The following is a 25,518-nucleotide window of genomic DNA, read 5'->3' on the forward strand; positions in this document are numbered from 1 at the left end:
GGCGGGGCCACCCCGTCACGCTCCGGCCAGCACCTCCCGCAAATATGGCCCTGTCCGGCTTTCAGGGGTCCTGACCACCTCCTCCGGCGGGCCGGAGGCAATGATCCTGCCGCCCTTTTCCCCGCTGCCGGGGCCAATATCGATCACCCAGTCACTCGCCGCCGCCACACGCATGTTATGTTCGGTCACAACCACGCTGTGCCCCTGCTCCACCAATGTCTGGAGCTGGCCCAGCAGCCTGTCCGTATCAGAAGGATGCAGGCCGGTCGTGGGTTCATCCAGAACATACAGCATGGGGGCGGGCCGCCGCTTCTGCAGTTCCGTTGCCAGCTTGAGCCGCTGCGCCTCACCGCCGGACAGTTCCGGTGCAGGCTGGCCAAGACGGAGATAGCCAAGGCCGGACTGCTCCAGCGTTTCCAGCCCGCGGGCCAGTGCCCCTTCTCCAGCAAAGAAGGTACAAGCCTCCTCCACGGTCATGGCCAGCACGTCGGCAATGTTCTTCTCCCGCAGCGTGATGGCCAGCACCTCATCCCTGTAGCGTGCCCCATGACAGACCGGACAGGGAGCCTCCACACCAGGCATGAAGAGCAGACCGACCGAGACCGTCCCCAACCCCTCGCAATGCGGGCACCGCCCCTTGGCCACATTGAAGCTGAAGCAGCTTTCATCCAGCTTCGCCCTGCGGGCGGCTTCCGTTGCGGCGAAGAGCCTGCGTATCTGGTCAAAAATGCCCGTATAGGTCGCCAGATTGGAGCGTGACGTCCGCCCGATGGGCTTCTGCGTGATGATGGCCAGACGCCGGACATGCTCCAGCCCTGCCACGATACGCCCTTCCGGCTGGGCCTCCACGGCCTCGTCCGCCAGTGGCGTGGTGTCGTCACCATCCTGCGGTTCGTCCGCTTCCTCGACCTTCTGGCCCAGCGCATGCCCCAGAAGGCTCACCAGAGCCTGACTGACCAGACTGGACTTGCCGGAACCGGAAACACCCGTCACGCCCACCAGAACACCCAGTGGCAGCTTCAGGGACAGGTCCTTCATGTTCCGCCATGTGATGCCCTCAAGCTGGAGCCACCGCTCCACCTGTCGGCCAGGACCACGCTCCAGAGGCGGCGGGTCAAAGAGATAAGGCCTTGTGCGGGAGGCCTCCACCTGCCGCAGACCATCCGGCGGCCCACTGTAAAGAACCTGCCCGCCATGACTGCCCGCACCGGGGCCGATATCCACCAGCCAGTCCGCCCGCCGCATGACGACAGGATCATGCTCCACGACCAGCAGGGAGTTTCCGGCCCGGGGCAGACGGGCCAGCACGTTCAGCAGGGCCTCGATATCCGCCGGATGCAGCCCGGCGGCGGGTTCATCCAGCACGTAGGCCACGCCGAACAGGGCGGAATGGACCTGCGTCCCCAGCCGCAGACGCTGATATTCGCCGGGGGAAAGGCTGTCCACGGTCCGGTCCGTCTGAAGATAGCCCAGCCCCAGCTCCAGCAGGATCTCCAGCCGCCGGAGCAGGGCCGTCCCGATTTCCTCAATCACACGCCCCTGTGCATCATCCCGCCGCTCTCCTGCCAGCTGGTCTTTCAGCACGGCATGAAGCCGTTCCAGCGGCAGGTGGAACAGGGCCGCAATATCCTGCCCCGCAAACGTCACGGCCAAGGCTTCAGGCTTCAGACGGGCACCGTGACAGACCGGGCAGCGTGTCGCCTGCATGAAGGTCGCCGCACGGGCACGCATCTTCGCACTCTTTGAGCCGTGGAAACTCTGCATCACATGGCGGCGTGCGCTGGCAAAGGTGCCCTGATAGGTCGCCGGCTCCCCCCGCTTCATGGCCGCCTGACTCTCGGCGTAGTTCAGGCCCCGGTAGATCGGTTCTGTCGGGGTTTCATCCGTGTACAGAATCCAGTCCCGTGTTTCCTTCGGCAGGTCCTGCCACGGCGTGTCCAGATCGACCCCACGCATCATGAGGATGTCCCGCAGGTTCTGCCCCTGCCACGCACCGGGCCATGCGGCCACGGCCTTTTCCCGCAGGGTCAGCGTCGGGTCGGGCACCATCTTTTCTTCCACGACGTCATAGAGCCATCCCGTGCCCTGACAGCGTGAACAGGCCCCCTGCGGCGTATTGGCGGAGAAATCGTCACTCTCCAGCATGGGCGCACCGGCTGGATACGTCCCTGCCCGGGAATAGAGCATACGCAGCAGATTGGAGAGGGTCGTCACGCTGCCCACGGATGACCGGCTGCTCGTGCCCACCTGCTGCTGAAGGGCAATGACAGGCGGCAGCCCTTCGATGCTGCGGATTTTCGGTGGAGGCAGCTGATGGAACAGCCGCCGTGCATAGGGAGCGACCGTCTCCAGATACCGCCGCTGCGCCTCGGCATAGAGCGTCCCAAACGCCAGAGACGACTTGCCCGACCCGGACACACCGGTAAACACCACCAGACAGCCCCGTGGAACCTCCAGCGAGACATCCTTCAGGTTATGCTCCTGTGCGCCTTCTAGGCGGATCATGTCCACTGATTTCCAGTCGTGAGAAGGCTGATTATCCGATGACACCATGGCCGTGCGCTCCTTCTGACCAGCTCCAGACATAACAATCGGAGCTGGTCGCTATCATGAAAAAAATACTAACATGACCATACGCAGCAAAATAGTTGGGGCCAACACACCCCTCTACCGGACTTTTTGAAACAGGCAACAGCATAATAGATCATGAACCAGATAACAGATAAAGCTGAATTACCCGATGATAAATGCCTTGTTCTTGGAGGAGATCTGACAGAAGCTGTCTGGACAAGCAATGGCCAGCCCATTCTTCTGGAAGACCTGCCCATAACGGACCAGCTCCGCACCAGACTAGACAAATGGATACGCCTTACCGATGATTTTGAATATTACCTGCCCAAAAAAGACCGCACCCCTTTTGACCTGAAAGGTTTTGCAGCTACCGGTCTAACCATTGCCAAAGACCTGAAAGGTGAACTCCCAGACTGGACCATACTCTATTGCGATGAATGGCTCTGGCAGAACCGGGATGATCTTTTTCTAGCGGACGATGACTGCCGCTATGAAGTAACAAAAGATACCCCAGCACAACCCCGCACACCACGCAAAGCCCCCGGCAGAAAGGGGTCGATCCATAGCTCTGAGCACCAAATAAACCGAGAGTTGCAAACTCCCAGAAGGGAATAATTTTTTGGGGCCTCGAAAAAGAAAAGCCGCCCTGTTTCTGGGGCGGCACTGCGCTTTTTCTGATTACCTGTGGTGGAGGGGGTTGGATTCGAACCAACGTAGGCGTACGCCAGCGGATTTACAGTCCGCCCCCTTTAGCCACTCGGGCACCCCTCCGAACTCAGGATGTGCGTGTGATAATATGCATTTACTGCTATGTCAATGCGAGCCAGAAAGATTATACAAAGACTTATGGCTAGAAAATCATCCTCCCGCCGTGTGGCCCTGCCCGAGGCGCAGAATCTCTCCCGCAACCGCTCCCGCCGCAGCACGACCCGGCACGGTGCCCCCGCCACGGGCAAGGGCTACTGGATCTACGGCCAGCACGCCGTGGAGGCCGCCCTGCTCAACCCTGCACGGGTCATCTACAGCCTTCTGGCGACAAAGGAAGCCGCCGACTCCCTGCCCGAGACGGCCCATCAGCCCCGCATCGTCAGCCGGGAAGAGCTGGATGCCCTCTGCGGGAAAGACGCCGTGCATCAGGGCGTCTGCCTGAATGTCGAACCACTGGAAAATCCCGCCATCGTGGATGTCATCGACCGCCCCGGCCCCATTCTGGTGCTGGACCAGGTCACGGACCCCCGCAACATCGGGGCCATCCTGCGCTCGGCCGCCGCCTTCGGGGCCGCTGCCCTTCTGGTGCAGGACCGCCATACACCTGATGAAACCGGCACCATGGCCAAAGCGGCCTCCGGCGGGCTGGATGTCGTGCCCATCATCCGGGAGACCAACATTTCCCGTGCCCTACAGGGCCTTCAAAAAGCCGGGTTCTGGGTCGTGGGGCTGGATGCAGGCGGCACAAGGCTGGACCGCAACCAGCTCGGCGACCGTCGTGTGGCTCTGGTTCTGGGGGCCGAAGGGGCCGGCCTGCGCCGCCTGACACGGGAAACCTGCGATGAAATCGCCTCCATCCACATGTCCGGCCCGATGGAGAGCCTGAACGTCTCCAACGCCTCCGCCGTTGCCCTGTACGAGCTGACCCGCCCGCTGGACTGATCCCAGACACAAAAACGGGGTGGGACCGGAGAACCCGGTCACCACCCCGCTCTCAAGCGATACTATCGGCCATCACTTGGCGAACGGATAATCCGTATAGCCCTTGGCTCCAATCGGGCCATACCATGTCGCCATGTCATCATCCTGAAGCGGCAGATCGTCCTTCAGGCGGCGCACGAGGTCCGGGTTGGCAATATAGGCACGACCAAAGCTTATGGCGTCAGCCCTGCCATCCGCCACGGCCTTCAGGGCCTCATCCCGTGTATATTCCTGATTCAGCACCAACGGACGGGTAAAGACCTTACGGATTTCCGGTGACAATTTCGGCTGTTCCGTAGCCCCAGCAAATGTGAAGGTGCTGGACGGGTTGGACTCACGGAGTTCCAACCACGCCACGCCCAGATCATTCAGCATCTTTGCCGCCGGGATGAAGACGGCCTCCGGGTTGCTATCAATCGTGCCCTGCACTTCCCCATTCGGAGAAAGACGGACGCCGACATGTTCGGCCCCAACTTCCTTGATGACAGCTTCCGTCACCTCACGCAGCAGGCGCAGACGATTCTCAACAGACCCGCCGTAAGCGTCCGTCCGGTGATTAGTGCTGTCCCGCAGGAACTCATCCAACAGATAGCCATTGGCAGAATGAATCTGCACACCATCAAAACCGGCCTTCATCGCATTGCGGGCCGCATGGGCATAGCTTTCCACAATCCCCGGAATCTCATCCAGACGCAGCGCACGGGCTTCCTCATAAGGGGCCTTGCCCTCATAAGTATGAATATGCCCCGGTGCCGTTGAGGGAGACGGTGCCACTGGCTGCTCGCCTGTAACGGAGGAATGAACCATCCGCCCCATGTGCCAGAGCTGGCAGACAATCTTGCCGCCCTTTTCATGCACGGCATCGGTAACGGCCTTCCAGCCCTTCACCTGCTCCTCATTCCAGATGCCCGTGGCATAGGCCCAGCCAAGCCCCTGACGGGAAATGCCCACCGCCTCGGAGATGATCAGACCGGCACTGGCCCGCTGGCCATAATATTCCGCCATGATGGGGGTCGGGACGGCATCCTTGCCTGCCCTTGCCCGTGTGAGCGGTGCCATGACGACACGGTTGGCCGCCTTGATGGCTCCGAAGGAAATGGGATCGAAAAGTGTTGGCATGGTGTTTTCTCCTGAAAAACATGACCAGACAGATGACGGGGACACATGGTGTCACCGCCCGTTCTTCTCAAACGCTAACACTTCCTTTTTGTTCTATCAACATAGAACAATGAAACCTTGACAAACGGCCCCCCGACTCCCGATACACGATCTCATGGCTGCGCTGTATCATCACCCCGCCCCGGAAGACATCACCCTCCTGCCCCTTCTGCGGGCCGTGGCGGACCCTGTCCGTCTGGGCATCATCTGCCACCTGCACGGCCTGAAGGAAGCCAACTGCACGACCCTTCTGCGTGGCAGGCCAAAATCAAGCATGTCGCACCATTTTCAGGTCCTGCGGGAGGCCGGCATCCTGCACACCCGTGTGGAAGGGGTCCAGCACCGCAACACGCTCCGTCTTGACGTGCTGGAGGACCGCTTCCCCGGCCTGATGGCCTCCATCCTGCGGGAATGTCCGGCAGAGTTTCCAGAAAAAGACTGACCCTCCAACGAGGGCCGTCCCCATCAATGAGCGGCAGGCCCCGTCAGGTCCAATTCCGCCACAAGGCGGGCCTGCTCCGGCTGCCAGAGCAGGATGCGGGCATCGCCCTGCCCTGTCTTGAGCGTGACGGCCAGAAGGCCATCAGGGCGGGCCGTGACGGCCATGACCTGCTCATCCGCCTGCCTGGGCAGTTTCAGCAGGGCTGGCCCTGCCAGAGAAGCAGGCCCTGCCGCTGCCCGTGAAAGCCCGGAAGCCGCCGGAGCGGGTGAAGCCGAAGAGTGGTTCATCATCCGATGAATGATGATTCCCACCAGCAGGACCGTCCCCAGAATGATCATCACCCCCATGATGATGACAGCCGCCACCAGAGCCCTGGGCGTGCGTGGCGGGTTCGACTCGCTGTTTTGTCCCGGCTCGACTAGATTGGGGGCCATGTCCGACTCACTCATCTCCGATTCTCTCCCTGCGGATGCGCCCGCTCTCTTCTCATTCACCATCACGCCCGAGCAGACAGGGCAGCGGGCCGACCGTATGCTGGCAGACGCCATCGGTACCCTCTCCCGCTCCCGTGTCAAAGCCCTGATTGAGACGGGCCACCTTACCTGCAACGGCACGCCCCGGCGAGACCCCGCCTTCGCCCTGCGAGAGGGAATGACGCTGGAGCTGCGCCTGCCCCCGCCAGAACCGGCCCGCCCGCAGGCCGAAAGCATCCCGCTAGACATCCTCTTTGAGGACAGGGACCTCATCGTGCTGGACAAACCAGCCGGGCTGGTCGTCCATCCCGCCCCCGGCAATGAAACAGGCACACTCGTCAATGCCCTTCTTGGCCATTGCGGGCCGGACTTTGAAGGAATTGGCGGGGAAAAACGCCCCGGCATCGTCCATCGGCTGGACAAGGACACATCCGGCGTGATGGTCGTTGCAAAAACCCCCCTCGCCCATGAAGCCCTGTCCGAAGCCTTTGCGACCCGTACGATGGAACGGGCCTATCTCGCCCTGGCGTGGGGTCTCCTTCCGCCTTCAGGCGAGTTTGAAGGGGCGATCGGACGGGATAAGCGGGACCGCAAGCGCATGGCCGTCGTCCCTAATGGCGGCAAACACGCCCTGACACGCTTCACGACGAAAGAAACTTTTCATGCGGGGGTATCGCTCGTGGAGTGCCGGCTGGCCACGGGACGGACGCATCAGATCCGTGTCCACCTGTCCCATAATGGCCACCCCCTGCTGGGCGACCCGGTCTATCTGCGTCGTGTCCCGGCAGCGGCCCGCAAACTGCCCGTGAACGTGCGCCATCAGGCTCTCGACTTCCCCCGTCAGGCCCTTCATGCCGCCACTCTGGGTTTTACCCACCCACGAACAAAGGAAGAACTGCTTTTTTCCGCCCCTCTCCCTGATGATCTCCAGACCCTGATTGAAGCTCTCTCGGAAGGGTGAAGCACCTGACTTTTTATTAAGTTTGACTCTCGGCAGGAATCAATTAAAGAATAATAGGACGAAAAAAGTCCTATAAAGAATGGACATGTCTCTATTGCCTTATTTGCGATGGAGATACGGCCTGACCGGCGTTAAAATGCAGGCGCTGGTCTCATCGTTCCTGTAAGGGATAGGCTGGTATGATCTGCCCGCCTCTTCCCCAGTCGGGTGCAAGGAGTCGAAGTCGCATGAAGTCTCCCTCAACTCTTCCCGCCATCGGCCCGGAGACCAACCTTTCCCGTTATCTTCAGGAAATCCGGCGGTTCCCCCTTCTCACCTCCGAGCAGGAACTCGCTCTTGCCCGCCGCTGGCGTGACAAACACGACAGCACGGCGGCTCATGAACTGGTAACATCCCACCTGCGCCTTGTTGCCAAGATTGCCATGAGTTACCGGGGCTATGGCCTGCCTGTCAGCGAACTGATCAGCGAGGGCAATATCGGCATGATGCAGGCTGTCCGCCGTTTTGACCCGGAGCGAGGCTTCCGGCTGGCGACCTATGCCATGTGGTGGATCAGGGCAGCCATTCAGGAGTACATCCTGCACAGCTGGTCTCTGGTGAAAATGGGCACGACCGCTGCCCAGAAGAAGCTCTTCTTCAACCTCCGCCGCCTGAAAGGGCAGATGCAGGCTTATGAGGAAGGCGACCTGCAGCCAGAGCAGATTGATCATATTGCCAAAACACTGGGCGTGCCGGAGCAGGATGTCATCTCCATGAACCGCCGCCTTACGGCACCTGACCACAGCCTGAACGCCCCGCTCCGTGCAGATGGCGAGCAGGAATGGCAGGACTGGCTTGTGGACCAGAACGAGAATCAGGAAGACACGCTGGCCGAAAGCGAGGACATGAGCGGGCGCAAGGCTCTGCTTGCCGAAGCCATGCAGACGCTCAATGACCGTGAGCGCCACATTCTGACAGAACGCCGCCTGAAGGAAGACCCCTCCACGCTGGAAGAACTCTCCCATCATTACGGTGTCTCCCGTGAGCGCATCCGTCAGATTGAAGCCCGTGCCATGGAAAAATTGCAGAAAGCCATGGCCTCCGCCGTCAAGGAACGCCGCAGGGAACAGGGCTTCTCCGAAGAAGAGGTGGCCGAAAAAGTCAAAGCCTGATCCCCACCTCCTCCTTCAGAACTGCACTGAACAGAACGCAGCGGGGCCATACCTTGGCTGCGTTTTTTCATGCAACAGGAAGAAACAGTAGACACAAAAAAGGCGGCGTCCCGAAGGACACCGCCTCTTCCGTAAAACCAGCGAAACCGATCTTACTTGGCGCGCAGCACCTCAACACCCGGAAGGGTCTTACCCTCCAGCCATTCGAGGAAGGCACCGCCAGCCGTGGAGACATAGCTCATACGGTCAGCCACGCCAGCGTGACGCAGGGCAGAAACGGTGTCACCACCGCCAGCCACTGTCAGCAGCTTGCCTTCTTCGGTCAGCTTGGCAGCGGCACGGGCCACTTCCACGGTTGCCTTGTCGAAAGGCTCGATCTCGAAAGCACCCAGCGGACCGTTCCAGACAAGAGTCTTCAGGTCAGCAAGATGTTTGGAGATCAGCTCGGCTGTCTTCGGGCCAGCATCAAGGATCATGGTGTCTTCCGGCACCTTGTCCACCGGCACAACCTCGGAGGCGGCACCTGCCTTGAACTCACGGGCCACGACGGCATCCACCGGCAGGACCAGCTTGCAGCCTTTTTCCTTGGCGCGGGCGGCAATCTTGCGAGCCGTCTCATGCATATCGGATTCCTGGAGGGACTTGCCAACCTTCACGCCTTCAGCAGCGAGGAAGGTGTTGGCCATGGCCCCACCAATGAACAGAACATCCACCTTGTCCAGCACGTTGCCGATCAGGTCCAGCTTCGTGGAAATCTTGGACCCGCCAATCACGGCGCCGACAGGGCGCTTCGGGCTTTCCAGCGCAGCGGAAAGAGCCTTCAGCTCAGCTTCCATCAGGCGACCAGCATAGGCCGGCAGCAGATGGGCCACGCCCTCTGTGGAAGCATGGGCACGGTGGGCAGCAGAGAAAGCATCATCCACATAGATGTCCCCGTTGGCAGCCAGTGCCTTGGAGAATTCGGGATCGTTCTTCTCTTCCTCAGCGTGGAAACGTGTATTCTCCAGCAGGAGAACCCCGCCATCCTTCAGCGCATCCACAGCCTCTTTGGCCTTGGGGCCCACGCAGTCCGCAGCGAAGGCGACCGGGCGGCCAAGCAGCTCACCCAGACGTTTGCCAACCGGTGCCAGCGACATCTCGGGAACGACCTTGCCCTTGGGCCGGTCGAAGTGGCTGAGAAGGATGACCTTGGCCCCCTTCTCAGTCAGCTCACGGATGGTCGGCAGCACACGCTCGATACGGGTCGTATCGGTAATGGCACCCTCATGCATGGGGACATTCAGGTCAGCGCGGAGAAGTACGCGTTTGCCACGTACCTCCGCCTTATCAAGCGTGCGAAAAGCCATGATCAGAGTTTCCCGAACAGAGATGCCGTGTCGGACATACGGTTGGAGAAGCCCCACTCATTGTCGTACCAGGCACAGATACGGACCAGCTCACCACCATCAACCAGCGCTGTCTGCGTGGCATCAAAGGTGGAGGAGAACGGAACGTGGTTGAAGTCGTGGCTCACCAGCGGCTCCGTGTTGTAGCCGAGGATGCCCTTCAGGCGGCCTTCGGAAGCCTCACGGATGGCCTCGTTGACTTCCTCGACGGAGGACGGCTTGCGCTTCGGCACGAAGTCCAGGGAGACGAGGGAGACGTTCGGCGTCGGCACGCGGATGGCCGTGCCGTCCAGCTTGCCCTTGAGGTGCGGCAGAACCAGACCAACGGCACGGGCAGCACCCGTGGATGTCGGAATGATGTTGACAGCAGCGGCACGGGCACGACGGGGATCCTTGTGCAGCGTGTCGATGGTGCGCTGGTCACCCGTGTAGGAGTGGACGGTCACCATGTAACCACGCTCGATGCCGAACTTTTCATCCAGCACGGAAGCAACCGGGGAGAGACAGTTCGTCGTGCAGGAAGCGTTGGAGACGATCTGCATGCCCGGCTTCAGGGCGTCGTTGTTCACGCCGTACACGATCGTGGCGTCGGCATCCTTGCCCGGAGCAGAAACCAGCACATGCTTGGCACCGGCCTTCAGCAGGGCAGAAGCCTTGTCACGGGCCGTGAAGAGGCCTGTGCATTCCATGGCCACATCAACACCCTGGAGCGGAATCTCTTCCGGGTTGCGCTGGGCTGTCACCTTGATCGGACCGATGGTGCGGCCCTGGTGGGTCTTGATGAGCAGATCACCATTGACGACCTCGACCTCAGCCGGCAGACGACCATGAACGGTATCGTACTTCAGAAGGTGAGCGTTGGCCTCCACGGAGCCGAGATCGTTGATCAGAACCGGCTCGACGTCAGTGCGCCCGCTTTCGATGATGCCACGAAGAACCAGACGCCCGATACGTCCGAACCCGTTGATTGCAATTTTAACGGCCATTGGTCGCTTCCTCCGTAATTGGTAGCTAAAGGACTCCTTATCCATAGCACCACTGCCAGAGAGCAACAGAGGGAAAATGAAGTTTTTGAAGCAGCCCTGCTTCCCTCTTGCGTCATGCCCGGCTTCCTGTAACCTGTTGTTTTATGATGGCTCTCTCTGTCCCCCGCTCTCTTCTGCGATTCCGCTCCACTGCCCTGCTTCTGCTGACGGCGTCCCTCTGCGGCTGCAATCCCATCGATCAACGCACGTTCGATGCGCAGGCTGGCAGGCCTCCCAGAACGGCCACCCCGGCCCTGCCTGCTCCCGCCCCGGAAAAACCGGCCTTTCTCCAGATTGCTGGCGGCACGCCAGAACGGGATTACGGGCCAGCGGTGGAGAAAGCCACCAAACTTGCACTGGGCCGCAAGAGCAACATCCTGTTCATCATCCAGGGCATGGCTCCCATGCAGCAGACGCCTGAGGCCGAGAGGCAGTCCCTCCAGCAGCTGACAGAGACGCTCGTCAACCCGGTCGCCAGCCATGTTCTGGCAGCCGGTGCCCGCCCCATCCAGCTGGAGATGAAAGTCGGCTCCAGCCCGACCGTCCAGAACAACATGGTCCGTATTTATGTCCGATAGGCACCCCCGTCTCACATGTGCCGTCCTTCTCAAGCAGGCAGACCATACCCTGCCGGGGTGGCTGGCATGGCACCTGGCCCTCGGGATTGAGCATATCGCCATCATTGATGCTGGCGCTTTTGATAATGTGCGGCAGATTGTCCAGAGTCTCCAGCAGGACTGGCCCCTCTCATGGCACCCGGTGGAGCTCCGGGAAGAGCTGAGCCCGGAAGGACGGCGCCTTGAGCTGACCCGGCAGGCCATCACCCACCTCCGGCAGATCACCCAGAACATGCCTCGGGACGTCCAGGAGGAAGCGGAGGGCGACACCATTCCCGTAGAGGACTGGATCATCATTCTGGATGCGGATGAATATCTGTCTCCTACCCGCGAACTGGCACGCCTATTCCCCCCATCCACGGATGAAATCGCTGCCATGGCCATACATTGGCGGATTTATGGCAGCGCCGGGCATGTTCAGCCTCCTCCGGGGCATGTGGTGGCCAACCATCTCTGGCACGCCATGCCCTCTTTTGCCGATCACCGGTTCGTCCGGCTCATGGCCCGGCTGGACCAGCTGCCCACCCCAGCCAGACTGACCGATGCGCATATGCTGGGCCTGCTGCCGGAGCAGATCATCCGGGCGGATGGAGAGCCCTACCAGCCCGACAGGGAAACCCTTCCAGAAAAACCCTGGGCCGGTGGCTGCATCCAGCATTACATCTGCGCACTGGCCCATGGTGAGGATGAACTGCCTCCCCCCATGCGGGCCCACTACAACCGCAACGAGCAGGTCACCCCTCCACAGGAACGTGACCTCCGGGCCATGCGCGTGCTCTCCAACCGGATGCGGGAAAGCGCACTGAAGGCGGGGCTCTCCCGTTTGCAGAAGCTCGTGGAGCCGCAGCTTGAAGAAGCACGTCTGCACTATCAGGAAGATGCCACAGCACCGGGCATCCGGGACCTTGTGCAGCACGGAACCTTCCAGTACGAGCGGATACGCCCCTCCACCCAGAGTGGCCTGCTGCTGAACAACCAGTTTTCAGCCCGCTATGAAGCCGGACAGACCGTCCTTCTCCGCTTCCCTGAGGGCAGACTCCTGACGGGGGACCAGTCGGACCACCACGAACCACTCATCGGATTCTGGCTGAAGAGCACTCCGCATCTTCTCACTCTCCATGAGCAGGACAGGTCATCCTTCACACTTGGAGATGCACCCTGCCCGTTTGGCATGGCCAGCCTGCGCATCACCTTCAACACACAGAGGCAGGCCATCCACCTGCCACACGAAACAGGCCATGCCAGCATGCTGCTGGAGCTGATACCGACCAGCACAGCACCTGCCTGCCTCTTCACACCGCTACCCCCCGTTGATGAGCCGGAGGGCCTGAGCGTGCACGGGCTGCTCACATGGCTTGCCGGGCACCCCGGCCTTCCACCACATGACCTGGCACGGGCACTGCTTCTGCTATCTCCGGATTCTGCCCAACATTTGCACAATCTGGCTCCCATGCTGGGGGAATTTCTTCCATTACGGCCCCGGCCTGAATTCCTGCCCTGAGGCCCCATAGGAAAGGGGGGCTCAGCCCCCCTGAAAAAGATGGTGCAGGCCCCACAGGCTGGCTGCAACCAGCCCCCCGCCGAGACACAGCCCTGCCAGAAACAGAAAAAGTGGTGATGGGGAGCTGCTCTCCCCGGGACGCTCTGCCAGGGCAGCAAGACTGGCCCGCAAGGCTGCCAGCTCTTCCTGATGTGCCCGCTCTTCATCCTGATGCTGCCGCACCACGCTGCTCTGCTGCCTTATGAAGGTCGCCGCCTCCACAGTCGTCCGGAAAAAACAGTCGACCATATGCGGCAGAATGGCAGAAGGCAGCCCATCATCTGCTGCGGCATCATAGACCAGAACACGATAGGCCGGACAGTGCAGCAGCGCCTTCATGAACATGGCGGACTCCGTCTCCACCGCCTGTGCACCGGCAATGACCAGAAAAACGATATCCTCTTCCACCCCATGCAGAGACTGGCCTGCTGCCCCATCACCCTGCACGGCACGGAATGTCACGTTCCGTTCTGTCCAGAAACCACCAAGGGCCTGCTCCATGCTCTTCAGCCGGTCCACCCCGACACCAATACCCAGCAGCAGCATCCGCGCCCCTTCACGGGTTGGAAAGCTGCGCCGCTGGGGCGGCGTCCCTCGCAGAAACTGCAACAGCTCTTCCCGCTGCCTGTCGGCCTTCTCTTCTGCATCCCGCCCGACGGCCAGAACCTCAAAACGGGGCATGACCTGTCCCTGATGCAGATGCGCCCTCAACAGGCCGCAGACACGCACACGTTCTCCCGCATGAAGCCCGTCTCCCTCCAGCAGGGAAGGGGAGATGTCCAGCAGAATGGCCGTGCCCGTCTTTTCATCCAGCAGGGGCGTACTTTCCCGACGGCGCCAATGGTCCGGCCGCACCTCCCCAATCACCCCTCTGACAGTAACGGGCATCTGCCAGTCTTCAAAACGGGCGCATATCTCCGAAAGGCGGCGTCGGAACAGGAGCTGTACCTGCTCGGGCGCCATGACAGGAAAACCCTTTTCCGGCCTCACCGAAGGAGCCACAGAGGACCGCCGTGAAAACACCTCCATAACTGCACCTCCTTCTCAAAAATAAAGGCCCCGAAACTGGAGCCTTCTCTATCATCTCATGAACGGAACGGCGAAGAGCCTTCCCTGCATGCCTGAAAAACCATGGTCAGGCTGTCGGAGCGAACAGCCCTTCATAAAGCTCGGGCCGGAATCCCACCGTAACGGTCTTTCCGCTCTCAAGCACGGGGCGACGCACCAGGGTTGGATGCTCCAGCATCAGCGCCACGGCACGGGCTTGTGTCAGGTCCTGCTTCTGTGCCTCATCAAGACGGCGAAATGTCAGGCTGGACCGATTGAGCAGCTTCTCCCACCCTACAGCTTCAACCCAACCTTCCAGCAGGGCAGCTGTCAGCCCGTCCTTGCGAACATCATGATAGCGGACGGGAATCCCCCGGTCCTCGAGCCACTTCATGGCCTTCTTCACCGTAGAACAGGTCTTGATCCCGTACAGGACAACCGTATCAACCATAATGACCGTGCCTCTCCAGCAAGGAAACAGAAGACATCATATTATCAGGAAAAAACAGGAGACAGATAAGAGGCTTCATCAAAAACTGAAGAATGGTGCTGCTGGCGAGGATTGAACTCGCGACCTCTCCCTTACCAAGGGAGTGCTCTACCACTGAGCTACAGCAGCACTGCTGTCCCATGGCGGGTTAACTAACCTGTTCGCCCCCGCCATGCAACCCCTAATCAGTCGTCCCGATAAATCTTTTCGTGCCGCTCGTGCCGTTCCTGCGCCTCCAGCGACAGGGTGGCAATCGGACGGGCCTCCAGACGCTGGAGCCCTATCGGCTCACCCGTTTCCTCACAGTAACCGTAAGAACCATCCTCAATCCGGGCCAGAGCCATGTCGATCTTGATGATGAGTTTGCGGGCACGGTCCCGGGTCCGCAGCTCGAAAGCCCGGTCCGTCTCCACGGTGGCACGGTCTGTCAGATCAGCCTCACGTATCCCACCCTCGGAAAGGCTGGCCAGAGTTTCCCCCGCCTCCTTGAGAAGGTCCATCCGCCAATGCAGCAGCTTCTGCCGGAAATAGGCAAGCTGCCGTTCATTCATGAACTCTTCATCATCGGAAGGGCGATAGTCAGGTGAAAGCGTGATCATGCAGAACTCCCTCTCGCAGAGCTTCCCTCACCTCACCGCTCCAAAGCGAGACGGGCAGAGAAGTCGGATGCCCGGGTTATATCGACCCCACCAGATAACGCCAAGACAGAGAACCGCTTTTTTTTAAATGGATACTCCCTGTCATCCCCAGAATATTGGCAGATTCCTCCTTCCCCTATTTTATGAAATATAATTCACAAGAGATATTCATTGTGAATTTACAAAAATTATACTTGTAATTTAATCCATATTAACTGATTTTCCCCAGCATATTAAGGGGGATTTTTCAGTTCTTCGCCAAGGCCCAACGGCTGGCCCGGACCCGCAGAACACGCCGCCGCTCCATTTCCAGCACCTCAAAAAGCCAGCCAGAGAAAACCACCTTGTCCCCCTTGGCAGGCACCCGACGCAACAGGGCCATGAGAGCCCCTCCCAGAGTATGATAACGGCCATCATCCGGTGGTACGGCGATATCCAGACGGACACAGACATCATCAATCGGCATGGTGCCATCAAGGATATATTCCTCCTTGCCACCGGATTCAGAATTTTTCTGTGCGGCCACGTCCAGCGCCTCATCACCAATAATGGCCTCGAACACATCAGAGGGGGTCACGATCCCTTCGAAAGAGCCATACTCATCAAAGACAAACACGATCCCGAGGGAAATCCCCTTGAGGCGCTCGATCATCCCCTGTGCGGTCAGACTGTCCGGAATGGCAGGCGGGGTCCGCAATACAGCGTCCACGGACAGGGGCAGACCCAGCAGAAGCCTGTCCATCACATCCTTGGCCAGCATGACACCGACAGGATGGTCCACATCACCATCACAGACCACAATGCGCCCGTAAGATGACTGGCGCAGTTTCCTGGCCAGTGTTTCCTCATCAGCATTGCGATCGACCCAGAACAGCTCGTTGCGAGGAGTCATGATGGCCCGGACGGGGCGATCCGCCAGACGGAGCAGACGCTCGATGATGGCCCGCTCCTCCGTTTCCAGTATTCCGGCCTGCATCCCCTCCTGGAGGACAGCCTTCAGCTCTTCCTCCGTCACCGTCACACGGGGCATGGAGCCAAGGCCGATCAGCCGCAGGACCATGTCCGTCGTTTTGCTCAGCAGCCAGACGACCGGCCTCGTACACCAGGCCAGCACCACCAGGGTGGATGAAAGATGGATGGCAATGGTTTCCGGGCGCCGCAGGGCTATCTGCTTCGGCACAAGCTCACCAAAGACGAGCATGGCAAAAGTGATCGCCGCCACGACACTGATGATGGCCAGCTCCCCCGCAAAAGGCTGTGGAATGGCCAGATGTTCAAAAAAATGCTGAACTCCCTCCTCCAGCTGGCTGCCCCCGAAGGCACCTTCCAGAATGGAGACAAGGGTCATGCCGATCTGCACTGTCGGCAGGAAATTCTGAGGGTTTTCAGCCAGCTTCAACGCCCGCTCCGCACCGGCAACCTTTTTCTGTGCCAGATTGGAGAGCCGGGCCCGCTTGGCCGAAATAAGCGCAAGCTCCCCCGTGGCGAAAACGCCATTAAGGAAAATCAGAAGAACAATTGTCAGGACAGGAATCATCATGAGGCCATCCTGCCCTGATCTGCCCCATGCCACAAGGACAGACGGGACAGTCAGGGCAGGAAGACAGAGCGTGCCTTACTTGGCAGCCGGAGCCGCCGGGCCTTCCATACGGCCATTGATGCGGACACGCGGCCCACGAGCCGGCTTCTTGCCGCTTTTGGCTTCTTCGCCTTCGATACGCTCGAGCTGGCGGGCCACTTCATCATCGTAGCCATAAGAGGCCGGACGCTGGTTGGCCAGAGAGATTTCCGGAGCCATCGGCTTTTCCGTCTCCGGTCCCTGAAGAGCCACCTTGATGAAGTGCAGCGGGCGGCGGACCGCGTCCATCACGGCCGTGGACTCGTACCCGGAATGGACCATGCAGTCGGCGCATTTTTCATAAGCACCTGTGCCGTACTGGTCCCAGGCCGTGTCGTCCATCAGCTCCTTGAAGGTCTTGGCATAGCCTTCACCCAGCAGGTAGCAGGGGCGCTGCCAGCCAAACACGGTACGCAGCGGCTTGCCCCACGGCGTGCAGTGATAGGTCTCGTTCCCGGCCAGGAAGTTCAGGAACAGCGGGGACTGCGTGAACCGCCATTTGTGGCCCTTGCCAAGGCGGAAGATGTCACGGAACAGCGTCTTGGTCTTCTGGCGGTTCAGGAAGTGTTCCTGATCCGGCGCACGCTCATAGGCGTAACCCGGAGCCGTCATCACGCCATCCACACCCAGCTTCATGACCTCATCAAAAAAGGCAGCCACACGCTCGGGCTTCACACCATCAAAAAGGGTGCAGTTGATGGAAACACGGAAGCCCTTGGACTTGGCAAGCTTGATGGCCTTGACCGCACGCTCGTACACGCCTTCCTGACAGACGGACGAATCGTGCATCTGCTGGTCACCGTCCAGATGGACATCCCATGAGAAGAAAGGAGACGGCTTGTAGTCGTCGATCTTCTTCTCCAGCAGAAGGGCGTTGGTGCAGAGATAGACATACTTCTTGCGGGCCACCAGACCTTCAATGATCTGCGGCATCTCCTTGTGCAGCAGCGGCTCGCCACCGGCCACGGCGATCACAGGGGCGCCCGCCTCGGTATCAGCATCCATGCACTCCTGATAGCTCATGCGCTGATTGAGGATCTTTGCGGGGTAATCAATCTTGCCACAACCTGCGCAAGCCAGATTGCAGCGGAACAGCGGCTCAAGCATCAGCACCAGCGGATAGCGCTTGCGTCCTGTCAGGTGCTGCTTGAGAACGTACCGTCCAACTCGGACAGCCTGCATCAATGGTACGGCCATTATAATCCTCTGATCATTCTCTCCATCGGGGCTGCATCACGGTATCAGGACACCCGTGCCCAGCCATGGAACATCCCTCCATGACCGGGACCCACCACGAAACCTGCCGGTTCCTTCGCAGAAGCAGCCGGGAATTGCAAGCACAAGAGAGGCTCCCTCCCCTGGTTGTCACAGGCTCCCGGCACCACATGCACCCGCTATAACGCCGACAGACTCGTTCATTCAATGATAATGCGCTATACTGCCGCCCCGACTGTAGCAGATTCACCACAGTGACGCGGCATCCTACAGGGACCCCGTGCCAAGAGTCTCATGGCCTCTTGCATGGACAGGAACATAGGAGGAAAGAACATGCACATGAAACGTTGTCTTATGTTTTCCATCAGCATGATGGCCTTGCTGGCAGGCGTCCCCGCCGCCATCGCCCCTATCTCCGCCCATGCGGCCGGGCGCACCCCCGCCGCCGCCCCGGCAGGGGCAGCCACACCACAGGCCCCGATCAGTGGCCTCTACAAAGCACTTGAGCAGTCCGAACATTCCGGGGCTGGCATCGGCAAGCGCAGCGCCATGATCGCCCCGCTGGTTGACCAGGCCTTCGACATGGATGCCATCCTCAAGCGTTCGGTCGGCCTGCATTATGACCAGCTCTCCGCTGATGAACGCAGTGCCCTCATCAATGCTTTCAAGCGGTTCACCGTGGCCCGCTATGCCTCCACGTTCAAGCCTGGGACGAATGCCGTTTTCACTGTCAGCCAGACTACGGAAGAAGATGGACGCACCATCGTCCACACGACCATCGGCAACAGGAATGACTCCGCCGAATCAGCCACACCCATTGACTATGTGATGGTCAAAGGCCCGAATGGCTGGCGCATCGTGGACATCCTGCTGGATGGCCATATCAGCCAGGTTGCCGCCCAGCGTTCCGACTTCAAGACCATTTTCAGCCAGAGTGGCGCCAATGGCCTGGCTCGTACGCTGACAAAGAAAGCGGATGATTTTCTACAAGACTAAAACCGGATTGCATGGCTTTTTTCTTTCCAGCTCTCTCTGACAACGTATCAGGCCATCAGAAACGTCATGACATGGCTGGCAGAGCTGTTCTGCCAGCCAGGCAGACGACCATGATGCCCCTCTGCGGAGCTCTTCCACACCAGTTCCATCATTCCTGCGGACACTCCTGCTGATGCCCTCACTGCTTGCGATCGCCTCTGCCGTAAGCGGCATCTTTTCACTGGCTGGGCATCTCCAGGGGGCCATCGGCACCGGGCTGCTGCACCGTTTCCGCCGGACAGCCCATATCCCCGATGAAACATTGAGCCCCCTGCACCATGATGGCACCCTGCCAGCCGTAACCATCATGAAACCCCTTCACGGGGACGAGCCGCTGCTGGAAGAGGCTCTGGAAAGTTTCTTCAGGCAGGATTATCCGGCGCCCCATCAGATCGTCTTCGGCCTTCAGGATGAACACGACCCGGCACTGGCCGTCGTCCGGCGCCTCCAGAAGCGCTACCCCGAACGGGACATATCTGTCGTCATCGACCAGACAGAGCACGGCCCTAACCGCAAGGTGGGCAATCTCATCAACATGTTTCCTGCCTGTAAACATGATGTCCTGATCATTTCTGATTCCGACATCCATGTCAGCGCAGACTACACGGCCAGCATCGTACGGGCACTCCAGCAAGACGGCGTGCAGCTTGCCACAACCCTCTATGCAGGCCTGCCCGCCAGCAACACGCTCGTCCGCAAGCTGGGGGCATGTGGCATAAATACAAACTTCCTGCCCGGTGTCATGATGTCCCGCCTCATGGGGCGGCAGGACTGCCTGGGGGCCACCATGGCCCTGCGGCGCAAGCATCTGGAAGACATCGGCGGACTGGAAGCTCTTGTCCAGCATGTGGCTGATGACGCCGTGCTGGGGCAGCTCATCCGCCACAATGGCGGCAGAATTGCCCTGGCATCCACCATCTGCCAGACAACCGTTGCCGAAACGGGCCTGGGGGCCCTCTTCCAGCATGAACTGCGCTGGGGACGGACTGTCCGCAGTGTGGAGCCTGTCGGTTATGGTCTTTCCGCCCTCCAGCTGCCGCTCTTCTGGGGCAGTCTCTGTGTCCTTTTTGCACCAGCCCGGTTTTTTTCCTGGGCACTGCTGGGCGGGGGGCTGCTCTGCCGCAGTGCCATGACGTGCCACATCGGACGGCTGACAAACTGCGCCATGCCCGGCCTTTTCCCCCATCTCATCTTCCGGGACTGGCTGTCGGCCGCTGTCATGGTTGGCAGCGCCCGTGGCACGCAGGTGACCTGGCGGGGGCAGTCGCTGCACATCTCCCGTGGCAAAAAACTTCCGAAGTCCCTATAACAAGCTCAATTAACCTTGTGTGCCCCTTTTCCCGTCAACGAAACCGGCGTTGACAGGCCCGACATTATCAGGAGTGTCCGTTCATGTTGAGAACACTGTTTCTGCAGCCCCCATCTTTTGATGGCTTTGATGGCGGTGCTGGCTCACGCTACCAGGCAAAGCGGGAAATCCGCTCCTTCTGGTACCCCACGTGGCTGGCCCAGCCTGCAGCAATGGTGCCTGGCTCACGCCTGATCGACGCTCCCCCGGCCAAGATGGGCATGGGCCCCATCCTTGAGGATGTGAAGAATCGTGATCTGGTGATCATGCACACCTCCACGCCGTCCTTCCCGTCTGACGTCCGTGTGGCCAAGATGCTGAAGGAAACCAACCCGAAGCTGAAGATCGGCATGGTCGGAGCCAAGGTGGCTGTCCAGCCTGACGAAAGCCTTGCACAGGGCAGCCCGATCGACTTCGTGGCCCGCAATGAATTCGACTTTACCATCAAGGAAATTGCCGAAGGCAAGCCCCTTGCCGAGGTGGATGGCATCACATGGCGCAATGAGAATGGTGAGATCATCACCAACAAGGACCGCGCCATGATTGAAGACATGGACAGCCTGCCTTTCGTGACGGAAGTGTACAAGCGTGACCTGAGAATTGAAGATTACTTCATCGGTTACCTGAAACACCCGTACATCTCCATTTACACGGGCCGTGGGTGCAAGTCCCGCTGCACCTTCTGCCTCTGGCCGCAGACAGTGGGCGGGCATCGCTACCGCACACGCAGCCCGGAGCACGTGGCAGCCGAGATCAGGCTTGCCATGAAATATTTCCCGCAGGTGAAGGAATTCTTCTTTGATGATGACACCTTCACCGATGACCTGCCCCGTGCCGAGGCCATCGCCCGGGAGCTTGGCAAGCTGGGCGTGACGTGGTCCTGCAATGCCAAGGCCAATGTGCCTTACGACACGCTGAAGGTGCTGCGGGACAATGGGCTGCGCCTGCTTCTTGTCGGGTATGAAAGCGGCAACCAGCAGATCCTGCACAACATCAAGAAGGGCATGCGCATCGAAACGGCCCGTGAATTCACGAAAAACTGCCACAAGCTGGGCATCAAGATTCACGGAACATTCATCGTTGGCCTGCCGGGTGAGACAAAAGAAACCATCCGTGAGACCATCGAATATGCCAAGGAGATTGACCCGCACACCATGCAGGTGTCTCTGGCAGCTCCCTATCCGGGGACCTTCCTGCACAAGCAGGCCTCTGAAAATGGCTGGCTGAATGAAGACGAGGCTGAGCTGATTGATGAGAACGGCGTGCAGATCGCCCCGCTGCATTACCCGCATCTCTCCCATACGGAAATCTTCAAGAGCGTGGAAACCTTCTACAAGGAGTTCTACTTCCGCCCCTCCAAGATTTTCGCCATCGTCAAGGAAATGATTACGGACCCACAGATGCTCAAACGCCGCCTGCGTGAGGGTGTGGAATTCTTCCAGTTCCTCCGTCAGCGTCACTCCTCCTGACACTGGCCTGAAGCGACTGAACAGGGAAAAGGCGGCCTCTGGTGAGGCCGCCTTTTTCATGACATGCCCTGACATTCACATAAGAGCCTGATTGAGGCATCATGCGGGCCCACTGCCACACAGGGCCACCCTCTCACCTTCCTCCCACGAGCCAGACCATGACAGTTTCCTCCCCCCGCCGCGTCATTTTCTCTGCTGATGATTTCGGCATGAGCGTGGAAGTCAATGAAGCAATCGAGGAAGCCCACCGCAACGGTCTCCTCAGCACAGCCAGCCTCATGGTGGCCGCCCCTGCCTTTGAGGATGCCCTGCGGCGGGCAAAAAGACTGCCCAACCTGCGGTTGGGGCTTCATCTGGTCGTCATTGAAGGGGATTCCCTGCTGCACCTCCCCATCATTACGGACCAGAAGGGCTGGTTTGGCAGCAATCAGCTACAGCTGGGCCTCCAGTATTTTTTCTCGCCCACCACACGTGCTGCCCTGAAAAAGGAAATCCATGCCCAGTTTGAGCAGTTCGCCCGTACAGGCCTGCAACTGGATCATGCCAATGCCCACAAACACATGCACCTGCACCCAACCATCGGGCAGATGATGATCCAGACGGGCAGAACCTACGGACTGCGAGCCATCCGCACTCCCATGGAACCTGCCGGCCCACTGGGGGAAACGCCCAGCCTTGGCGACCAGGCCCTGGAGCAGTGGACCCGTGTCCTGCGCCACCAGATTCGCCGCGCTGGCATGAAAACCAATGATTCCTGCTTTGGCCTGCGCTGGTCCGGCCATATGACACCAGAACGCATCCACAGACTGATCCCACAACTGCCATCTGGTATCAGTGAAATCTATTTTCATCCGGCAAAAGGCCAGAACAGCCAGATGGCAAGCCTCATGCCCGGCTATCAGCCCGAACAGGAACTCGCCACACTCACGAGCCCTGCGACAAGAGAGCTGCTCGCTGCCCACAACATACAGACCACCACATGGGGTGCTCTCTGACCCTCCCCATCCACAACCTGCAAAAAAGGCCAGCCCTCGAACCGCAGGGCTGGCCCTTTCTCTATCCCGGCTGCATGAGCCTCAGGCTTTCAGGGCGAAGCCTTCATCAGGGCGGCCTCCAAGACGGGCAATGACATGGCCTGCGGCCTCATTCCCCAGCGTGGCGCACTCCACCAGAGACCGCTTCCGGCCATATCCAGCCAGAAAGCCAGCAGCGAAAGCATCCCCGGCCCCCGTCGTATCAACAACCTTCACAGGCTTTGTCGGAACATCATGCCGTGTAGCACCAGCCTGCACGACAGCCCCTTTCTCACCCCGTGTCACGACACCCAGCGCCACATCCCCGGAGAGAGCCTTCAGGGCCTCATCAAAATCTTCCGTCTCGTAAAGGGCCAGGATTTCCCCCTCATTGGCAAACAGGATATCAACCGATTCCGACACAAAAGAACGGAACGCCGCCTGATGACGCTGGATGCAGAACGCATCTGAGAGTGTCAGGGCCACTTTGCGCCCCGCCTCATGGGCCAGACGGGCAGCCTGATAGAACGCCTCCTGCGCCTGCGGACGATCGAACAGATACCCCTCCAGATAGGTGATGGCCGAGCCAGACACGACATCGGCCATCACATCCTGCGGGGTGAACTCCACACAGGCGCCCAGATAGGTGAACATGGTACGCTGACCATCCGGCGTAATCAGCACAATGCAACGGGCCGTCGGGATTCCCTCTTCACCGGCGAGCGGAACAGACGGAAAGGCAATACCCTGCGCCTTCATGTCAGCCGTGAACTCTTCACCAGCCCTGTCAGCCGCTACCTTGCCCAGATAGGCCGTTTTCGTTCCCATACGGGCAGCCACAACGGCACTGTTGGCAGCCGAGCCCCCACCGGCCACCTGCTCGACACGAATACGCTGTTCGATCCGTGCCATCGTGGGGGCATCAATCAGGGTCATGCTGCCCGGAGTGGCACCAAACTCGGCCAGCATCTCGCTGCTGACGGTGGCCAGCACATCCACAATGGCATTGCCAATGCAGAGAAGGTCATATCTGGGAGCAGTGGAAGACATAAATGGCGACTTTCTTTCGTTTTCAGGCGATCAGCCTGATACCATAACGCCCGTGGCGGGCATATCAATGCCTCTTTGCCACCCGGCATTGACAGGTTATGAAAAAGCCCCCTTTACTGGTCCCGCCACCTGGCCAGAAACATCTTCTGGCTCTATCCGGGTCGTACACCTGCTGGAACGGTGTTCCGGTATCATGTTTCAACCGCTCTGCCGTGATGCAGCCCACTCCAATCACCCGACCAAAGGAAATCATGTCTCTTCCCACGCCTCCCTCCCCCATGCCCGGTTCTGCGCCCCGCCAACGGGCTTCCTCCAGCCGCTTCAGTGGTCAGGACAAAGGCGGCTACACCGATAATGCCCGTACGCTGGTTGTCCATAATGGCATCACCATCCGTGGTACTGTCGAAAACATCGAACGCCTCATCATTGAAGGCACGCTTGAGGTAGACCACCTCACTGTCAAGGAGCTCGCCGTCGCCCCAGACGGCTGCTTCCGTGGCAAGGTCGAGGCAGGAAGTGCAGAAGTCTCCGGTACGCTGGAGGGCGAACTGACCGTTCGCAACACACTCACCATCCGGGCCAGCGGGCGCCTGCTTGGCGATGCGGAATGCCGTCGCCTGCAGGTGGAAGAAGGCGGGCAGATCACCGGCAAGCTGGGCATGATCACCGCACCACTGCCTGGCACGAAAGACCATCCCCACAACCACCCCCATGAAACGGCCGAGGCCCCAGCAGGCAAGCCCAAGGGCTGACCTGCCCCCTCATCATCTGGAAACGGAAAAGGCTGCCATTCCTGCACGGGATGGCAGCCTTTTTCATGACAGCCCGCAAGCCGCAGTCACGCTCTCAGTGACGACGATCCCGAATCTTCACATAAGCAATGGCGGCATGTTCCGCACAATAAGGCTTGCCGGGCAGTGGTGTGGCACCGCAGAAATGGAAATCTGGCGTGCCGGGATCTCCGAGAGGCCACTGGCATGTCGGCCCCTGCCGCAAGGTGCGATCGATCGTATCACGCACACGCCGCGGCGGAGCCACCTTACGCTGGGCGACCGGCGCTGCCGGACGTGCCGCTGGCTCGGCTGCTTTGGGATTTTCAGCAGGAGCCGCTGCAGCTGCTTTCGGAGCTGATGCCTTGGCTGGCTTTTCGGCTCCGGCCGGTCTGTCCGCCTTGACACTGGCTGGTTTTGCCGGCTCCTCCGCAGCAGCAGGAGACACTTTCACCACCTTGGGAGCCGCAGCCTTTTTCTTCTCCACAGGCTTGGCAGGCGCTGCGGAGGCGGCCTTCTCCTCCACAGCCTCAGATGTGGCCTCGGCCTTGCGGGTCCGGGTACGTGCCGGTTTGGCAGAGCCCTCCGCTGCGGCCTTGTTGCGGATGGGAGACGGACGAGGCGGCAACCCAAGGCGATGAGCCTTGCCAACGACCGCATTCTTCGTAATAGAAAGCTGACGGCCAATCTCAGCCGTTGAGAGACCCTGCTCCCAAAGCTCCTTGAGCCGCGCGATCAGCTCATCTGTCCATTCCATAGCCATCCACGTTTTCTCCACTCGTTCCCACAGCACACAGCCATGGCGGTCTCCCA

24 protein-coding genes and 2 tRNA genes are annotated in these 25,518 nt (G+C 59.9%); 12 read left to right on the forward strand and 14 right to left on the reverse strand.

The genetic code is table 11. From position 1 onward, the window contains the following. Positions 1-15: 15 nt before the first annotated feature. Complete coding sequence (locus CO583_RS06990) at positions 16-2,553, reverse strand: excinuclease ABC subunit UvrA (RefSeq protein WP_248630661.1); 2,538 nt, start codon at positions 2,551-2,553, stop codon at positions 16-18. Positions 2,554-2,706: 153 nt separating this feature from the next. On the opposite strand from CO583_RS06990, the gene CO583_RS06995 reads away from it, so the two are divergent. After that, positions 2,707-3,186, forward strand: a complete 480-nt coding sequence (locus tag CO583_RS06995; protein WP_086442156.1) for a hypothetical protein — start codon at positions 2,707-2,709, stop codon at positions 3,184-3,186. Between the two features lie 70 nt (positions 3,187-3,256). On the opposite strand, the gene CO583_RS07000 is transcribed toward CO583_RS06995, so the two are convergent. Further along, a tRNA-Tyr gene (locus CO583_RS07000) sits at positions 3,257-3,342 on the reverse strand. A 75-nt stretch (positions 3,343-3,417) separates the two neighbouring features. Between CO583_RS07000 and rlmB the strand changes: the two genes are divergently transcribed. Continuing rightward, on the forward strand, positions 3,418-4,221 hold the full coding sequence (gene rlmB / locus CO583_RS07005; RefSeq protein ID WP_081562805.1) for a 23S rRNA (guanosine(2251)-2'-O)-methyltransferase RlmB: 804 nt from the start codon (positions 3,418-3,420) through the stop codon (positions 4,219-4,221). A 72-nt stretch (positions 4,222-4,293) separates the two neighbouring features. Here rlmB and CO583_RS07010 read toward each other — a convergent pair whose 3' ends face one another. Next, positions 4,294-5,379 carry an alkene reductase gene (locus tag CO583_RS07010; RefSeq protein ID WP_248630662.1) on the reverse strand — a complete coding sequence of 362 codons (1,086 nt, stop codon included), beginning with the start codon at positions 5,377-5,379 and terminating at the stop codon, positions 4,294-4,296. A gap of 154 nt (positions 5,380-5,533) precedes the next feature. On the opposite strand from CO583_RS07010, the gene CO583_RS07015 reads away from it, so the two are divergent. Continuing rightward, positions 5,534-5,860, forward strand: coding sequence for a helix-turn-helix transcriptional regulator (locus tag CO583_RS07015; protein WP_248630663.1), 327 nt, complete (start codon positions 5,534-5,536; stop codon positions 5,858-5,860). 23 nt (positions 5,861-5,883) lie between these two features. Here CO583_RS07015 and CO583_RS07020 read toward each other — a convergent pair whose 3' ends face one another. Beyond that, complete coding sequence (locus CO583_RS07020) at positions 5,884-6,309, reverse strand: DUF6476 family protein (protein WP_248630664.1); 426 nt, start codon at positions 6,307-6,309, stop codon at positions 5,884-5,886. Between CO583_RS07020 and CO583_RS07025 the strand changes: the two genes are divergently transcribed. After that, complete coding sequence (locus tag CO583_RS07025; protein WP_081562808.1) at positions 6,293-7,294, forward strand: RluA family pseudouridine synthase; 1,002 nt, start codon at positions 6,293-6,295, stop codon at positions 7,292-7,294. The two genes, CO583_RS07020 and CO583_RS07025, sit on opposite strands and share 17 nt — an antisense overlap. Positions 7,295-7,521: 227 nt before the next feature. Next, positions 7,522-8,445 carry an RNA polymerase sigma factor RpoH gene (rpoH, locus tag CO583_RS07030; RefSeq protein ID WP_043558106.1) on the forward strand — a complete coding sequence of 308 codons (924 nt, stop codon included), beginning with the start codon at positions 7,522-7,524 and terminating at the stop codon, positions 8,443-8,445. Between the two features lie 152 nt (positions 8,446-8,597). On the opposite strand, the gene CO583_RS07035 is transcribed toward rpoH, so the two are convergent. Together CO583_RS07035 and gap are read right to left on the reverse strand one after the other, a co-directional pair. Beyond that, on the reverse strand, positions 8,598-9,791 hold the full coding sequence (locus CO583_RS07035) for a phosphoglycerate kinase (RefSeq protein ID WP_043558103.1): 1,194 nt from the start codon (positions 9,789-9,791) through the stop codon (positions 8,598-8,600). A gap of 2 nt (positions 9,792-9,793) precedes the next feature. Then, positions 9,794-10,816 carry a type I glyceraldehyde-3-phosphate dehydrogenase gene (gap, locus tag CO583_RS07040; RefSeq protein WP_043558101.1) on the reverse strand — a complete coding sequence of 341 codons (1,023 nt, stop codon included), beginning with the start codon at positions 10,814-10,816 and terminating at the stop codon, positions 9,794-9,796. Positions 10,817-10,959: 143 nt separating this feature from the next. On the opposite strand from gap, the gene CO583_RS07045 reads away from it, so the two are divergent. Further along, entirely contained in the window at positions 10,960-11,433 is a 474-nt protein-coding gene (locus CO583_RS07045; RefSeq protein WP_081562809.1) for a hypothetical protein, read from the forward strand. Then, entirely contained in the window at positions 11,423-12,973 is a 1,551-nt protein-coding gene (locus CO583_RS07050) for a glycosyltransferase family 2 protein (RefSeq protein ID WP_248630665.1), read from the forward strand. Before CO583_RS07045 ends, CO583_RS07050 begins: the two co-directional genes overlap by 11 nt. A 21-nt stretch (positions 12,974-12,994) precedes the next feature. Here CO583_RS07050 and CO583_RS07055 read toward each other — a convergent pair whose 3' ends face one another. From CO583_RS07055 to hpnH, 6 genes are all read right to left on the reverse strand, one after another. Next, positions 12,995-13,975 carry a hypothetical protein gene (locus tag CO583_RS07055; protein ID WP_248630666.1) on the reverse strand — a complete coding sequence of 327 codons (981 nt, stop codon included), beginning with the start codon at positions 13,973-13,975 and terminating at the stop codon, positions 12,995-12,997. Positions 13,976-14,147: 172 nt separating this feature from the next. Continuing rightward, complete coding sequence (locus tag CO583_RS07060; RefSeq protein ID WP_043558089.1) at positions 14,148-14,510, reverse strand: arsenate reductase; 363 nt, start codon at positions 14,508-14,510, stop codon at positions 14,148-14,150. Between the two features lie 93 nt (positions 14,511-14,603). Then, positions 14,604-14,678: transfer RNA gene (locus CO583_RS07065), tRNA-Thr, on the reverse strand. Between the two features lie 56 nt (positions 14,679-14,734). After that, on the reverse strand, positions 14,735-15,148 hold the full coding sequence (gene dksA / locus CO583_RS07070; protein WP_043558086.1) for an RNA polymerase-binding protein DksA: 414 nt from the start codon (positions 15,146-15,148) through the stop codon (positions 14,735-14,737). A 286-nt stretch (positions 15,149-15,434) separates the two neighbouring features. Next, positions 15,435-16,727, reverse strand: a complete 1,293-nt coding sequence (locus CO583_RS07075; protein WP_043558084.1) for a hemolysin family protein — start codon at positions 16,725-16,727, stop codon at positions 15,435-15,437. A 75-nt stretch (positions 16,728-16,802) separates the two neighbouring features. Next, positions 16,803-18,002, reverse strand: a complete 1,200-nt coding sequence (gene hpnH, locus CO583_RS07080; protein WP_043558082.1) for an adenosyl-hopene transferase HpnH — start codon at positions 18,000-18,002, stop codon at positions 16,803-16,805. Positions 18,003-18,359: 357 nt separating this feature from the next. Here hpnH and CO583_RS07085 point away from each other — a divergent pair, with 357 nt between their 5' ends. The 4 genes from CO583_RS07085 (at position 18,360) to hpnK (ending at position 22,867) form a co-directional block, all read left to right on the forward strand. Continuing rightward, positions 18,360-19,016, forward strand: coding sequence for an ABC transporter substrate-binding protein (locus tag CO583_RS07085; RefSeq protein WP_166651580.1), 657 nt, complete (start codon positions 18,360-18,362; stop codon positions 19,014-19,016). Positions 19,017-19,188: 172 nt separating this feature from the next. Then, the gene (gene hpnI, locus CO583_RS07090; RefSeq protein WP_081562812.1) at positions 19,189-20,364 is read left to right on the forward strand and encodes a bacteriohopanetetrol glucosamine biosynthesis glycosyltransferase HpnI; all 1,176 of its coding nucleotides are present in this window, start codon (positions 19,189-19,191) and stop codon (positions 20,362-20,364) included. Between the two features lie 83 nt (positions 20,365-20,447). Beyond that, a complete protein-coding gene (gene hpnJ, locus CO583_RS07095) occupies positions 20,448-21,872 on the forward strand; it encodes a hopanoid biosynthesis associated radical SAM protein HpnJ (protein ID WP_043558074.1) in 1,425 nt (474 codons plus the stop codon). A gap of 158 nt (positions 21,873-22,030) precedes the next feature. Further along, positions 22,031-22,867 carry a hopanoid biosynthesis-associated protein HpnK gene (hpnK, locus tag CO583_RS07100; protein ID WP_043558072.1) on the forward strand — a complete coding sequence of 279 codons (837 nt, stop codon included), beginning with the start codon at positions 22,031-22,033 and terminating at the stop codon, positions 22,865-22,867. A gap of 81 nt (positions 22,868-22,948) precedes the next feature. On the opposite strand, the gene CO583_RS07105 is transcribed toward hpnK, so the two are convergent. Beyond that, positions 22,949-23,935 carry an adenosine kinase gene (locus CO583_RS07105; protein ID WP_043558069.1) on the reverse strand — a complete coding sequence of 329 codons (987 nt, stop codon included), beginning with the start codon at positions 23,933-23,935 and terminating at the stop codon, positions 22,949-22,951. Between the two features lie 251 nt (positions 23,936-24,186). Here CO583_RS07105 and CO583_RS07110 point away from each other — a divergent pair, with 251 nt between their 5' ends. Further along, positions 24,187-24,687 carry a polymer-forming cytoskeletal protein gene (locus CO583_RS07110; RefSeq protein ID WP_232317282.1) on the forward strand — a complete coding sequence of 167 codons (501 nt, stop codon included), beginning with the start codon at positions 24,187-24,189 and terminating at the stop codon, positions 24,685-24,687. A 94-nt stretch (positions 24,688-24,781) separates the two neighbouring features. On the opposite strand, the gene CO583_RS07115 is transcribed toward CO583_RS07110, so the two are convergent. Then, positions 24,782-25,468 carry a GcrA family cell cycle regulator gene (locus CO583_RS07115; RefSeq protein ID WP_249103291.1) on the reverse strand — a complete coding sequence of 229 codons (687 nt, stop codon included), beginning with the start codon at positions 25,466-25,468 and terminating at the stop codon, positions 24,782-24,784. Positions 25,469-25,518 lie beyond the last annotated feature (50 nt).

This window comes from Parasaccharibacter sp. TMW2.1882 (assembly GCF_023337635.1).
Lineage (GTDB): Bacteria > Pseudomonadota > Alphaproteobacteria > Acetobacterales > Acetobacteraceae > Bombella > Bombella apis.

What these genes read in the sequence shown, in the direction of transcription:
- CO583_RS06990 (WP_248630661.1), bottom strand. Translation starts at nt 2,553, where the DNA reads ATGGTGTCATCGGATAATCAGCCTTCTCACGACTGGAAATCAGTGGAC.
- CO583_RS06995 (WP_086442156.1), top strand. Translation starts at nt 2,707, where the DNA reads ATGAACCAGATAACAGATAAAGCTGAATTACCCGATGATAAATGCCTT.
- rlmB (WP_081562805.1), top strand. Translation starts at nt 3,418, where the DNA reads ATGGCTAGAAAATCATCCTCCCGCCGTGTGGCCCTGCCCGAGGCGCAG.
- CO583_RS07010 (WP_248630662.1), bottom strand. Translation starts at nt 5,379, where the DNA reads ATGCCAACACTTTTCGATCCCATTTCCTTCGGAGCCATCAAGGCGGCC.
- CO583_RS07015 (WP_248630663.1), top strand. Translation starts at nt 5,534, where the DNA reads ATGGCTGCGCTGTATCATCACCCCGCCCCGGAAGACATCACCCTCCTG.
- CO583_RS07025 (WP_081562808.1), top strand. Translation starts at nt 6,293, where the DNA reads ATGTCCGACTCACTCATCTCCGATTCTCTCCCTGCGGATGCGCCCGCT.
- CO583_RS07020 (WP_248630664.1), bottom strand. Translation starts at nt 6,309, where the DNA reads ATGAGTGAGTCGGACATGGCCCCCAATCTAGTCGAGCCGGGACAAAAC.
- rpoH (WP_043558106.1), top strand. Translation starts at nt 7,522, where the DNA reads ATGAAGTCTCCCTCAACTCTTCCCGCCATCGGCCCGGAGACCAACCTT.
- CO583_RS07035 (WP_043558103.1), bottom strand. Translation starts at nt 9,791, where the DNA reads ATGGCTTTTCGCACGCTTGATAAGGCGGAGGTACGTGGCAAACGCGTA.
- gap (WP_043558101.1), bottom strand. Translation starts at nt 10,816, where the DNA reads ATGGCCGTTAAAATTGCAATCAACGGGTTCGGACGTATCGGGCGTCTG.
- CO583_RS07045 (WP_081562809.1), top strand. Translation starts at nt 10,960, where the DNA reads ATGATGGCTCTCTCTGTCCCCCGCTCTCTTCTGCGATTCCGCTCCACT.
- CO583_RS07050 (WP_248630665.1), top strand. Translation starts at nt 11,423, where the DNA reads ATGTCCGATAGGCACCCCCGTCTCACATGTGCCGTCCTTCTCAAGCAG.
- CO583_RS07055 (WP_248630666.1), bottom strand. Translation starts at nt 13,975, where the DNA reads ATGGCGCCCGAGCAGGTACAGCTCCTGTTCCGACGCCGCCTTTCGGAG.
- CO583_RS07060 (WP_043558089.1), bottom strand. Translation starts at nt 14,510, where the DNA reads ATGGTTGATACGGTTGTCCTGTACGGGATCAAGACCTGTTCTACGGTG.
- dksA (WP_043558086.1), bottom strand. Translation starts at nt 15,148, where the DNA reads ATGATCACGCTTTCACCTGACTATCGCCCTTCCGATGATGAAGAGTTC.
- CO583_RS07075 (WP_043558084.1), bottom strand. Translation starts at nt 16,727, where the DNA reads ATGATGATTCCTGTCCTGACAATTGTTCTTCTGATTTTCCTTAATGGC.
- hpnH (WP_043558082.1), bottom strand. Translation starts at nt 18,002, where the DNA reads ATGGCCGTACCATTGATGCAGGCTGTCCGAGTTGGACGGTACGTTCTC.
- CO583_RS07085 (WP_166651580.1), top strand. Translation starts at nt 18,360, where the DNA reads ATGAAACGTTGTCTTATGTTTTCCATCAGCATGATGGCCTTGCTGGCA.
- hpnI (WP_081562812.1), top strand. Translation starts at nt 19,189, where the DNA reads ATGCCCTCACTGCTTGCGATCGCCTCTGCCGTAAGCGGCATCTTTTCA.
- hpnJ (WP_043558074.1), top strand. Translation starts at nt 20,448, where the DNA reads ATGTTGAGAACACTGTTTCTGCAGCCCCCATCTTTTGATGGCTTTGAT.
- hpnK (WP_043558072.1), top strand. Translation starts at nt 22,031, where the DNA reads ATGACAGTTTCCTCCCCCCGCCGCGTCATTTTCTCTGCTGATGATTTC.
- CO583_RS07105 (WP_043558069.1), bottom strand. Translation starts at nt 23,935, where the DNA reads ATGTCTTCCACTGCTCCCAGATATGACCTTCTCTGCATTGGCAATGCC.
- CO583_RS07110 (WP_232317282.1), top strand. Translation starts at nt 24,187, where the DNA reads ATGTCTCTTCCCACGCCTCCCTCCCCCATGCCCGGTTCTGCGCCCCGC.
- CO583_RS07115 (WP_249103291.1), bottom strand. Translation starts at nt 25,468, where the DNA reads ATGGCTATGGAATGGACAGATGAGCTGATCGCGCGGCTCAAGGAGCTT.